An 11,354-nucleotide genomic window follows, 5' to 3' on the forward strand; every position below is an offset into this window, starting at 1 on the left:
CGGCGGGTGGGGCGCCACGGCTCGGCGAGCTCAGCTCGCGCGACCGCCGCTTCCGCGCACCTCGAGTCCGTCGAGGAGCTTGCGGGTGGCCTCGGCCACCGCCTCGACGGCCTGGTCGAAGACCTCACGGTTATGGGCGGCGGGCGCGCGGAACCCGGACACCTTGCGGACGTACTGCAGGGCAGCCGCCTCGATGTCCTCGTCGTGGAGCTCGGGCGTCATGGGCGGGCGGAGTGTCTTGATGCTGCGGCACATGCCTCCAGTGTGCGCCCGGGCACTGACAGCGGGGGCTTCAGTCCCCAAGGTGGTCGATCTCCCGCATCTTGTTCGTCGCGTCCAGGGCGGCGACCTTGTAGGACTCGGCGAAGGTCGGATAGTTGAACACCGCGTCGACCAGGTAGTCGACGGTACCGCCGCAGCCCATCACCGCCTGGCCGATGTGGATCAGCTCGGTCGCGCCGGTGCCGAAGCAGTGCACCCCCAGCAGCCGCCGGTCCTCCGGGGACACCAGCAGCTTCAGCATGCCGTGCGAGTCGCCGACGATCTGGCCGCGGGCCAGCTCGCGGTAGCGCGAGACGCCGACCTCGAACGGCACACACGCATCGGTGAGCTGATCCTCGGTGCGGCCGATGAAGCTGATCTCGGGGATGCTGTAGATGCCGATGGGCTGCAGGTCGTGGATGGGGTTCACCGGCTCGTCGCAGGCGTGGTACGCGGCGCTGCGGCCCTGCTCCATCGAGGTGGCGGCGAGCGCGGGGAAGCCGATCACGTCGCCGACCGCGTAGATGTGCGGCACGGCCGTGCGGTAGTGCTCGTCCACCGTGATCCGGCCCCGCCGGTCGGCCGTGAGGCCCGCCTTGCCGAGGTCGAGGTCGTCGGTCAGCCCCTGGCGTCCGGCGGAGTACATCACCGCGTCGGCGGGGATCTTCTTCCCGCTCTCCAGCACGGTCAGGGCGCCGCGGGCGTGGCGCTCGACCGCCGCCACCGTCTCGCCGAAGCGGAAGGTGACGGCCAGGTCCCGCAGCCGGTACTTCAGTGCCTCGACCACTTCGACATCGCAGAAGTCCAGCATGCCCTCGCGCTGCTCGACCACCGTGACCTTGCTGCCCAGGGCGGCGAACATGGACGCGTATTCGATGCCGATCACCCCCGCGCCCACGATGACCATGGAGCGCGGCACCCGCTCCATGTTCAGGACGCTGTCGGAGTCCATGATCGTCCGTTCATCGAACTCCACGGACGCCGGGCGCGCCGGGCGGGTGCCCGTGGCGATCACGATATGGCCGGCGGTCAGCAGCTGTTCATGGCCGTCGGCGTCGCGTACGGCGACGGTGTGGTCGTCCACGAAGCGTCCGACGCCGGCGAACACCGCGACCCGGTTGCGGGCCAACTGGCTGCGGATGACGTCCACTTCGCGGCTGACCACATGCTGGGTACGAGCCGTCAGATCGGCGACGGTGATCTCGTCCTTGAGGCGGTAGCTCTGGCCGTACAGATCGCGCTGCGTCAGTCCGGTGAGGTAGAGCACCGCCTCCCGCAGGGTTTTGGAGGGGACGGTCCCGGTGTGTATGGAGACGCCGCCGACCATGTCCGGACGGTCGACGACGGCCACGCTGCGGCCGAGCTTCGCCGCGGCGATGGCAGCTTTCTGGCCACCCGGGCCGGATCCGATCACGAGCATGTCAAAGTCGGGCACCTGAGAAGTCTGGCACCCCATGCCACCCGCCCGAAAGAGCAAAAGCCCTTTCTGCGGGACCCATTTGGGGCGACCGCCCCGGACGGTCGGCGCTCGGCCCTCAGGCGCGGCGGTCGGGGCGGCGGCCGGGGGGCTGGCGCGGTTCGGGGCGGGCGGTGGGCTCGGGGACCTTACGGGTCTGCGGCGACTTCTCGGTGACGGTGAGCGGGCGCCCGTAGTGGCGGATCTCCAGCGGGGCGCCGCGCACCATGGTGTAGGTGGCGGTGGCGTCGGTGATCTCCACCCGCAGGCACCTGCCCAGCACCTGGACGGTGAAGGCCAGCCGGGCCAGTTTCTCCGGCAGCTTGGGCGAGAAGTTGAGGCTGCCGTCGCTGTGGCGCATCCCGCCGAATCCGGCGACCAGCGCGATCCAGGTGCCGGCCAGCGAGGCGATGTGCAGTCCGTCGCGGGTGTTGTGCTCCAGGTCCCTGAGGTCCATCAGGGCGGCTTCGCCCAAGTAGTCGTAGGCCAGGCGCAGATGGCCCACCTCGGCGGCCATGACGGCCTGGGCGCAGGCGGACAGGGAGGAGTCGCGGACGGTCAGCGCCTCGTAGTACGCGAAGTCGCGCGCCTTCTGCTCCTCGGTGAAGGCATCGCCGCGCAGATACATCGCCAGCACCAGGTCGGCCTGCTTGACGACCTGCTTGCGGTACAGGTCGAAGTAGGGGAAGTGCAGCATCAACGGGTACTGGTCGGGGTGGGTGCTCTCGAACTCCCACACCTGGTGGTCGGTGAAGTCGGCCGACTGCTCATGGACGCCCAGGGTCTTGTTGTACGGGATCGTCATGGCCTCGGCGGCGTCCCGCCATGCCGCGGCCTCCTCGTCGTCCACCCCCAGTACGGCGCCCTTCGCCGGGTGGCGCTCGACGACGTCCGCGGCGGCGCGCAGGTTCGACTGGGCCATGAGGTTGGTGTAGACGTTGTCGTCGCCGAGCGCGCTGTACTCGTCGGGGCCGGTCACCCCGTCGATGTGGAAGCGGCCGTGGTGGTCGTGGTGGCCCAGCGAACGCCACAGCCGGGCGGTTTCCACCAGCAGCTCGACCGCGCTCTCGCGTTCGAACTCCTCGTCGCCGGTGGCCGAGACGTAGCGCACCACGGCGTCGGCCACATCGGCGTTGACGTGGAAGGCCGCCGTGCCGGCCGGCCAGTACCCGGAGCACTCGGACCCTTCGATGGTGCGCCAGGGGAAGGCGGCGCCGTGGTGGCCGAGCTGGCGGGCCCGCTCCCGGGCGGCGGGCAGCGTGGACTGCCGCCAGCGCAGCGCCTCGGCGACGGATTCGGGAAAGGTGTACGTGAGCAGCGGCAGCACGAAGGTGTCGGTGTCCCAGAAGGAGTGTCCGTCGTAGCCCGCCCCGGTGAGGCCCTTGGCGGGGATCGCCCGCTCCTCCGCGCGGGCCCCGGCCTGCAACACGTGGAAGAGGGCGAAGCGCACCGCCTGCTGGATCTCGGCGTCACCCTCGACCTCGACGTCCGCGCGGCTCCAGAAGCCCTCGAGCCAGCCCCGCTGCTGGTCCACCAGGCCCTGCCAGCCGGTGCTCGCGGCGCCGGCCAGCGCGGCCTCCACCTGGTCCCGGACGGCGGGCAGCGAGCGGGCGCCGGACCAGCCGTAGGCGACCAGCTTCTCCAGCCGCAGCACCTCGCCCGGTTTGAGCACCGAGGTGACGGTGAGGCGGGCGACGTCCTCGCTGCTCTCGCTCGAGGTGCGGGTGGGCGGCGGCCCGCTGATGAAGTGGTCGGCGGCGGCGGCGACCCGCAGCCGGCTCGCCTCGGTGCAGTGGATCAGGCGCAGCCGCATGTCATGGGCGTCGTGCTCCTCGGGCAGCAGCGGGGACTCCAGGGCCGCGGCGACCCGGGGGTCGCCGGCGCGCTGCGGGAGTTGCTCGTTGGCGACCAGTTCGGACTGGATGACCATCCGGACCTCGGCGTCCACGGCCTCCACCTCGTACGCGACGGCGGCGATGGCCCGCTGGGTGAGGGAGACCAGCCTGGTGGAGCGCACCTTCACGGTGGTGCCGGAGGGGGAGGTCCACTCGCAGGTGCGGTGCAGCAGCCCCCCGCGCAGATCGAGGATGCGCTCGTGGGAGCGCAGCCGCCCGTAGCGCAGGTCGAAGGGCTCGTCGTCCACCAGCAGCCTGATGATCTTGCCATTGGTGATGTTGATCATGGTCTGGCCGGACTCGGGGTAGCCGTAGCCGGCCTCGGCGTACGGCAGGGGGCGCAGCTCGTGCACGCCGTTGAGATAGGAGCCGGGCCAGCCGTGCGGCTCGCCTTCGTCCAGATTGCCGCGCCAGCCGACGTGGCCGTTGGAGAGCGCGAAGACGGACTCGCTCTGTGGCAGCACATCGAGGTGGAGCTCGGTCTCGCGCAGCATCCAGGGGTCGACGGCGTATGAGGAATCGGTGATCACGAGGCGTCCTCCTCCAGCAGCTCGGCGAGGTCCAGCACCACGATGTCCGCGCCGTGGGCGCGCAGCGCCTCGCCCTGGCCGACCCGGTCGACTCCCACGACACAGCCGAAGCGCCCGCCGCGGCCGGCCTCCATGCCCGCCAGCGCGTCCTCGAACACCGCGCCGGCCACGGGGGCGACGCCCAGGTCGCGAGCGGCTTCCAGGAAGGTGTCCGGACGCGGTTTGCCCGCCAGCCCGCGCTCGGCGGCGACCACGCCGTCGATACGGACCTCGAAGAGGTGTTCTATCTTCGCAGAGATCAGGACATCGCGGCAGTTGGCGCTCGAGGAGACGACCGCGGTACGCAGGCCCGCGGCGCGGACCGCCTCGACAAAGCGCACCGACCCCGGGTACGCCTCGACCCCCTCCTCCCGGATCTTCTCCAGGACCAGGGCGTTCTTACGGGTGCCGAGGCCGTGCACCGTGTCCGCGTCGGGCGGGTCCTGGTCCGTCCCTTCGGGCAGCTCGATCCCCCGGGACGCCAGGAAGGTGCGCACCCCGTCGGCGCGGGGCCGCCCGTCGACGTATTCGTCGTAGTCGTCGACCTTGTCGAAGGGGCGGAAGCCAGGGCCCTCGCGGCGCCGGAGGAAGTCGTCGAACATCTCCTTCCACGCCGCCGCGTGGATCACCGCGGTGCGGGTCAGCACCCCGTCGAGATCGAACAGGCAGGCCCGGACGGACTCCGGGAGGCGGAGCTTGGTCATGGCCCCCGGTTCCCCCGCAGCCGTCGGTCTATGCGGCGAAGTAGGCGACCACTGGGGTGAAAGGGTGGCAGTCCGGCGGCAAGCTCAGCGCGGGGCGACGGTGCGGCCTAGGCGGCGGGAGGCGTCGGCGGCCTCCAGGATGGCCACGACCTCGCGGCCGAACCGCACGTCACAGGGGTCGCCGGTGCCGGTGCGGGCGCCTCGCAGCAGCCGGTCCGTGGCCGCGGTGAACGCCTCGACGGGGCTGATCCCCGCGTCGGGGACGGCGGCCACGCCCTGTTCGCCGTAGAAGTCGCAGGTGTGCGCGACGGCGGCGGGCCGGGCGTCCAGGGTGAGCGCGAGGGTGCCGACCGCGCCCGAGCGGTGGCGCAGCAGCACATGTGCCGCCCCGCGCGGGCCGCCGACCGCGGTGACCTCGGCGACCGGGCCCAGCACCGGCAGCAGGACGGACAGGGCGTGCGGGCCGACGTCCCACAGGCCGCCGCGCTCCCGCCGCCATGGGGAGCCCCCGTAGGGGTTGCCAGGCCGGAAGATCGAGGCGAAGGCCGTCGCCCGGCCGCCGTCCCAGCCTCCGTCGGCCGCGGCACGGGTGAGGAAGTCCTCCACCGGCTGGGCGAAGCGGCGGGTGAAGAACACCACGGAGGCCAGCCCGTGCTCCTCGGCGGCGTCCACCACGCGATCGGCGTCCTCGGTGGTGAAGGCGAGCGGCTTGTCGAGCAGCAGATGGCGCCCGGCGCGCGCGGCGCGCAGCGCCAGGTCGCCCTGGATGTCCGGCGGCAGGGCCACCGCGACCGCCTCGACGTCGGCGATCAGCTCGTCGGGCCGGTCGTAGGCCCGGATGCCGTACCGCTCGGCCAGCGCCCGCGCCTTGGCCGGGTCCCGGCCCCAGACGCCCACCAGCTCCGCCTCGGGGTGCGCGGCGAGGGCCGCGCCCTGGGTCTCGGCCGCCCAGTGACCCGTGCCCAGCAGTCCGAACCGCAATGCCGCCCCCTCTGTCTCCCGGTGCTCCGCTCGCTGCCGGTGCTCCGCTCGTTGCCGGGCGCGATCCTACGCCGCGCGGTGCGGATCGGCGGAAGAGGGCCGGGAGATCGGTGATGCCCCCGCGCGGGGGAGGCCCGCCACCCGGTCGGATGCGGGGGCGCGCCGCCGGGTCGCGACGGTGGCAGTGTGAGCCTCGGCCGGGCCGGTCCGGGCGGCCACCGCGGCCGGGCCGTACCGGCCGGCGGGAGGCCGCGTTCCGTGGCACGCCCGTGTCTTCGCCCGCACCACCGCTGGAGGAATCCCGTGGCCCGTGGCCCGATCCGCGCGTTTTTGTTGTGGCTCGGTTCTCCCCCAGCTACCGCTGGGAGGTGCCCCCAGGGGCGCTACAGCCCCTGTCGACGGTCGACCACGCGGCGGCAGCCGCATATCGATCGCAGCCTCGGACGCTCGCGCGGCGGTAGCCGGCTGTATCGATCTGCGGCTCCGCCGCGTGGCGATCGCAGTTTCAGGGCCTCCGCGCGCTCTCCCTTTCACGGTGACATCAGCGCCTCCGGCGCGGGCGACCGCGCCCCTTCGGCTCACTCGCCCGGGCGTCGGGAAGGCGAGGCGACCGCCCCGCGCGCCGACGGTCCGCGGGCCCTGCCGCTCACCGTGGCGCGCCACTCCCCGGCCCGGCGGCGGGCCGTGCGGCTGCGGGTGGCGGGGGCGCTGCTGCTGGTGTGCGCCGCGGCTTCAGCGTGTGCCGCCTCCGACGAGCAGACGCGGCCGACGCGCACGAAGCCGTCGCGGACGGCCGGCGCGTCGGCGTCGGCCGCGGCCTCGAAGGCCGCCGCCGCCCGGCTGCTGCCCGGGATGCCACCGCCGCTCGACCCGCACGACCTGTACGCGGCCGACCGGCCGGGCAAGCTGTCCCCGGTGGTCAAGGGCTTGCCGGCGCGGGTGTACGTGCCGAACACGCTGTCCAACACGGTCAGCGTCATCGACCCGAAGACGTACAAGGTGATCCGCACCCTCCAGGTCGGCAGCCAGCCGCAGCACGTCGTGCCCTCCTGGGATCTGAAGACGCTGTGGGTCAACAACGACCTCGGCAACAGCCTGACCCCGATCGACCCGGCCACCGGGAAGACCGGCCGCCCGGTGGACGTCCACGATCCGTACAACCTCTACTTCACCCCCGACGGCAAGTACGCGGTGGTGATGGCCTCCGCGGACCGGGCGCTGGTGTTCCGGGACGCGCACACCATGCGGGTGGTGAAGTCGGTGCCGGTGTCGTGCTACGGCGTCAACCACGCGGACTTCTCGCCCGACGGCCGCTACTTCATCGTGTCCTGCGAGTTCTCCGGCGAGCTGCTGAAGGTGGACACGGCCCGGATGAAGGTGATCGGGCAGCAGCGGCTGCCGCTCGTGGGCGCCATGCCGCAGGACGTGAAGATCTCACCGGACGGCCGGACCTGGTACATCGCCGACATGATGGCCGACGGGGTGTGGGTGCTGAACGGGGACGCCTTCACCCGCCCCCGGCTGCTGCCCACCGGCCAGGGCGCCCACGGTCTGTACATCAGCCGGGACTCCCGCAGTATGTACATCACCAACCGCGGCGAAGGCACCATCTCGGTCCTGTCGCTCGCCACCGGCAAGCTGGTGGAGCGCTGGCGGCTGCCCGGCGGCGGCAGCCCCGATATGGGCGGGGTGTCCGCCGACGGAAAGGTGCTGTGGCTCTCCGGCCGCTACAACTCCGAGGTGTACGCGATCGCCACCCGCGACGGCCGGCTGCTGGCGCGGATCCCGGTGGGCGGCGGCCCGCACGGGCTGGCCGTCTTTCCCCAGCCGGGCCGCTACTCTCTGGGCCACACCGGCGTCTTCCGCTGAGCCGCCTGCCGGGCACGGCGAGCCGATGACGGGGCGTAAGCCGTCTTCCCCCGCCGACCACCCCCGCGTAGCGTGACGTGGTCATGCCTGGATGGCGGCGTCAAGGGGAGGAGTCGCGAGTCGCGATGGAGAACGACAGCAGGACACGGCGTCAGTTCCTGGCCACGGCGGGAACCACCGGCGGCGCCCTCGCGCTGGGCACCACGATGGCCCTCCCCGCCTCGGCCGCGCCCAAGGCGGCCCGTACCGTCGCCGTGCTCGGCGGCGGTGTCTCGGGGCTGAGCGCCGCGCAGGAGCTGGCCGAGCGGGGGTTCTCGGTCACGGTGTACGAGCGCAACCGCATCCTCGGCGGCAAGGCCCGCAGCATGGACGTCCCCGGCACCGGAAGCGGTGGACGCAGGGCCTTACCCGGCGAGCACGGCTTCCGCTTCTTCCCGGGTTTCTACCGGAATCTTCCCGACACCCTGCGCCGGATCCCCTTCCCCGGCAACGCCGGTGGCTGCCGGGACAACCTGGTCGCCGCGACCGAGGAGTTGTTCGCCCGCAACGGCGGCACCCCGGATCTGCGGCTGCCGTTCCGCACCCTGACCGCACCGCCCGATCCGAGCTCCCTCACCCCCGACGCGTTGCTGCAACTCCTCATCGGTTTCCTGGACACCGCACTCGGCCTGCCCGCCACCGAGGTCGCGTACTTCGCAGGCCGCGTCCTGGTCCAGCTGACCAGCTGCGATCTGCGCCGCGAGGGGCAGTGGGAGCGGGTGCCGTGGTGGGACTTCGTCAAGGCCGAGAAGATGTCGCACGACTACCAGCGGCTGCTGGCCGTCGGCATCACCCGTAACATCGTCGCCACCAAGGCGGAGGAGGCCAGCACCCGCACCGTCGCCCGCGTCCTCCAGGCGTTCGTGTACAACGTCCTCGCGCGGGGCCACGACGGGGAGCCGGACCGGGTGCTGAACGCACCGACCAGCGAGGCGTGGATCGATCCGTGGGAGACACATCTGCGCTCGCTGGGTGTGCGGTTCGAGCTCGGCGCCGAGGTGACGGAGTTGAGTTACGAGGGCGGGCGGATCACCGGGGCGCGCCTGAAGGACCCGGACACCGGCGCCACCCGCACCGCCACCGCCGACCACTATCTCAGCGCGCTGCCCGTCGAACACGCCCGCACCACCTGGGGCGCGTCGCTGCGGGCCGCCGATCCGCAGCTCGCCCGCTGCGACAAGCTGCGCACGGACTGGATGGTCGGCGTCCAGTTCTATCTGCGCACCCCCACCCCGATCCTGAACGGGCATGTGGACTGCGTGGACTCGCCCTGGTCGATCACCGCCATCGGACAGGCGCAGTTCTGGAAGGGGCGCGACTTCCCCGCCGACTACGGGGACGGGCAGGTCACCGACTGCCTGTCCACCATCGTCTCCGAATGGGACAAGCCCGGCATCCTGTACGGGAAGACCGCCAAGCAGTGCACCCGCGAGGAGGTCGTCCGCGAGATCTGGGCGCAGCTGAAGGACAGTCTGCACGACACCGGACGGACGGTGCTGCGCGATACGGATGTGCATTCGTGGTTCATGGACCCGGCCGTCGAAGGGCTCGGTGGACCCTCGCCCAGCAACCGTGAACAACTCCTGATCCACCCGGCCGGCACCTGGTACAACCGCCCCAGCGCGGCCACCGCCGCGCCCAATCTCTTCCTCGCCGGGGACTACGTGGCCACCGACATGGACCTGGCGACGATGGAGGGCGCCAACGAGTCGGCCCGCCGGGCCGTCAACGCGCTTCTGGACGCCGAGGGCTCGACCGCCCCGCGGTGCGCCATCTGGACGCTGTACCAGCCGCCGGAGCTGGAGCCGCTGCGCCGCGTCGACGAGACCCGCTACCGGCTGGGGCTGCCCAACGCGTTCGACCTCGGCTGACACGCAACGGTATGGACCTGTTCAGATCCGCCAGGAGCGGATGCGGCCCGCCGCGTCGTAGACGTCGGCCTTGCTGGACAGGATGTCGCGGACCAGGTCGATCAGCGCACCGTACGGCGGATCGATGCCCTCGCCCGAGGCGTGCATATAGGCGACGGCCGTGGCGCTGGCGAATCGCGCGTTGCTCGCCGGGAGCGGTCTGAGCAGCGCGATGGTGTGCAGCAGCGCCGCGGCGCGCCACGCGGGGTCCGGGTCGACGCCCAGGCGTGGCGGGTCGACGCGATGCCGGGCCACGGCGGCGACCAGTCCCGAGAAGTCGGAGATGGAGGGTTGTTCCGGCATGACCTCCTCATGGCGCTGCAGCAGCCAGGGGACGTCGATATGCAGTAGCGGGGCCATGGTCAGGCGGCCTGTCCCGGGTCGTGGGGGCGGTGTTCATCATCCGGGAACGCATCGGCGAACGCCTGCGCGTTGTCCGCGAAGAAGCGCCGGAACACCTCCGCGCCTTCCTGCAGCGCGCGGTGGCGGGCGATGTCGGCGACCGTCGCCTCCCGGACGAGGGCCTTCATCGTGGTGCCACGCTCCTTGGCGATCTGGCGGAGGTCCTCAAGTTCCCGATCGCTGAATTCCACATTGAGAGCTGACATGCTTCACACCCTACTTGCCAGGTACCTCGACAGCAATCGCCGCAGGTCAAATATTGTTTTTGTAGGTACTTGACAAGTATTTCGAGCTCCTTAGGCCACCGGCCTTCGAACACCTGCCGGTACGGTGAGCCGCACCACAGGAGAGAGAGGGACCATGGAGCAGCGTGAGTTCGGCCGGATCGGCAGGAAGGTCTCCGTCGTCGGTCTTGGGACCTGGCAGCTGGGCGCGGACTGGGGCGAGGTCGGCGAGGACGACGCGCTGGCGGTGCTGGACGCGGCCGTCGAGTCGGGGGTGACCTTCTTCGACACCGCCGATGTGTACGGGGACGGGCGCAGCGAGCAGCGCATCGGGCGCTATCTGCGAAGCCGCCCGGACGCGCGGATCTTCGTGGCGACCAAGATGGGGCGACGGATGCCGCAGGTCGCGGAGAACTACACGCTGGACAACTTCCTGGCCTGGACGGACCGTTCGCGCGCCAACCTCGGGGTGGACACGCTGGATCTGGTGCAGCTGCACTGCCCGCCGTCGTCGGTGCACTCCTCCGCCGCCGTCTTCGACGCGCTGGACACGCTGGTGGACCGGGGGCGTGTGGCGGCGTACGGGGTGAGCGTGGAGACCTGCGAGGAGGCGTTGGCCGCGATCGAGCACCCGGGGACGGCGAGCGTGCAGATCATTCTCAATCCGTTCCGGCTCAAGCCGCTGGAGCGGGTGCTGCCCGCGGCCGCCGCGGCCGGGGTGGGGATCATCGCGCGGGTGCCGCTGGCGTCGGGTCTGCTGTCCGGCCGGTACACCAAGGACACGGTGTTCTCCGAGAACGACCACCGCACGTACAACCGCCACGGCGAGATGTTCGACCAGGGCGAGACCTTCTCGGGTGTGGACTTCACGGCGGGCGTCGAGGCGGCGGTGGAGTTCGGGGAGCTGGCGCCCGAGGGGGCGACGCCCGCGCAGACCGCGCTGCGGTGGGTCGTCCAGCAGCCGGGGGTGACCTCGGTCATCCCGGGGGCGGGGGGGGCCGGCCCGGCCCCGGGGCCCGCCCCCGGCGGGGCGCGGGCCGGCCG

Annotated in this window: 10 protein-coding genes; 3 read left to right on the plus strand and 7 right to left on the minus strand. The window is 71.8% G+C overall.

All coding sequences use genetic code 11. The features are described from left to right. Window positions 1-30: 30 nt before the first annotated feature. The 5 genes from ACWDSL_RS48335 to ACWDSL_RS48355 form a co-directional block, all read right to left on the minus strand. A complete protein-coding gene (locus ACWDSL_RS48335; RefSeq protein ID WP_089506041.1) occupies window positions 31-255 on the minus strand; it encodes a DUF2277 domain-containing protein in 225 nt (74 codons plus the stop codon). A 37-nt stretch (window positions 256-292) separates the two neighbouring features. Beyond that, window positions 293-1,696, minus strand: a complete 1,404-nt coding sequence (gene sthA / locus ACWDSL_RS48340; RefSeq protein WP_385611855.1) for a Si-specific NAD(P)(+) transhydrogenase — start codon at window positions 1,694-1,696, stop codon at window positions 293-295. A 100-nt stretch (window positions 1,697-1,796) separates the two neighbouring features. Next, complete coding sequence (locus tag ACWDSL_RS48345; protein WP_450495488.1) at window positions 1,797-4,142, minus strand: glycoside hydrolase family 65 protein; 2,346 nt, start codon at window positions 4,140-4,142, stop codon at window positions 1,797-1,799. Then, window positions 4,139-4,885: an HAD family hydrolase gene (locus ACWDSL_RS48350; protein ID WP_450495490.1), complete on the minus strand. Its 747-nt coding sequence runs from the start codon at window positions 4,883-4,885 to the stop codon at window positions 4,139-4,141. Before ACWDSL_RS48350 ends, ACWDSL_RS48345 begins: the two co-directional genes overlap by 4 nt. An 84-nt stretch (window positions 4,886-4,969) precedes the next feature. Next, a complete protein-coding gene (locus tag ACWDSL_RS48355; RefSeq protein WP_450495492.1) occupies window positions 4,970-5,866 on the minus strand; it encodes a Gfo/Idh/MocA family protein in 897 nt (298 codons plus the stop codon). Between the two features lie 651 nt (window positions 5,867-6,517). On the opposite strand from ACWDSL_RS48355, the gene ACWDSL_RS48360 reads away from it, so the two are divergent. Both ACWDSL_RS48360 and ACWDSL_RS48365 read left to right on the plus strand, forming a co-directional pair. After that, on the plus strand, window positions 6,518-7,735 hold the full coding sequence (locus tag ACWDSL_RS48360; RefSeq protein WP_450495493.1) for a YVTN family beta-propeller repeat protein: 1,218 nt from the start codon (window positions 6,518-6,520) through the stop codon (window positions 7,733-7,735). 125 nt (window positions 7,736-7,860) lie between these two features. Beyond that, a complete protein-coding gene (locus ACWDSL_RS48365; RefSeq protein ID WP_450495495.1) occupies window positions 7,861-9,645 on the plus strand; it encodes an FAD-dependent oxidoreductase in 1,785 nt (594 codons plus the stop codon). A gap of 21 nt (window positions 9,646-9,666) precedes the next feature. On the opposite strand, the gene ACWDSL_RS48370 is transcribed toward ACWDSL_RS48365, so the two are convergent. Both ACWDSL_RS48370 and ACWDSL_RS48375 read right to left on the minus strand, forming a co-directional pair. Further along, window positions 9,667-10,044, minus strand: coding sequence for a hypothetical protein (locus ACWDSL_RS48370; protein ID WP_014174260.1), 378 nt, complete (start codon window positions 10,042-10,044; stop codon window positions 9,667-9,669). Between the two features lie 2 nt (window positions 10,045-10,046). Next, window positions 10,047-10,292: a hypothetical protein gene (locus ACWDSL_RS48375; protein ID WP_014174261.1), complete on the minus strand. Its 246-nt coding sequence runs from the start codon at window positions 10,290-10,292 to the stop codon at window positions 10,047-10,049. A 154-nt stretch (window positions 10,293-10,446) separates the two neighbouring features. On the opposite strand from ACWDSL_RS48375, the gene ACWDSL_RS48380 reads away from it, so the two are divergent. Then, window positions 10,447-11,354: aldo/keto reductase (locus ACWDSL_RS48380; protein ID WP_450495497.1), on the plus strand; the 908-nt coding region annotated here is incomplete at its 3' end.

The sequence above is a fragment of the Streptomyces sp. NPDC000941 genome (genome assembly GCF_053599555.1).

Coding starts and splice junctions, on each gene's coding strand:
- ACWDSL_RS48335 (WP_089506041.1), bottom strand. CDS start 255: ATGTGCCGCAGCATCAAGACACTCCGCCCGCCCATGACGCCCGAGCTC.
- ACWDSL_RS48350 (WP_450495490.1), bottom strand. CDS start 4,885: ATGACCAAGCTCCGCCTCCCGGAGTCCGTCCGGGCCTGCCTGTTCGAT.
- ACWDSL_RS48365 (WP_450495495.1), top strand. CDS start 7,861: ATGGAGAACGACAGCAGGACACGGCGTCAGTTCCTGGCCACGGCGGGA.
- ACWDSL_RS48370 (WP_014174260.1), bottom strand. CDS start 10,044: ATGGCCCCGCTACTGCATATCGACGTCCCCTGGCTGCTGCAGCGCCAT.
- ACWDSL_RS48375 (WP_014174261.1), bottom strand. CDS start 10,292: ATGTCAGCTCTCAATGTGGAATTCAGCGATCGGGAACTTGAGGACCTC.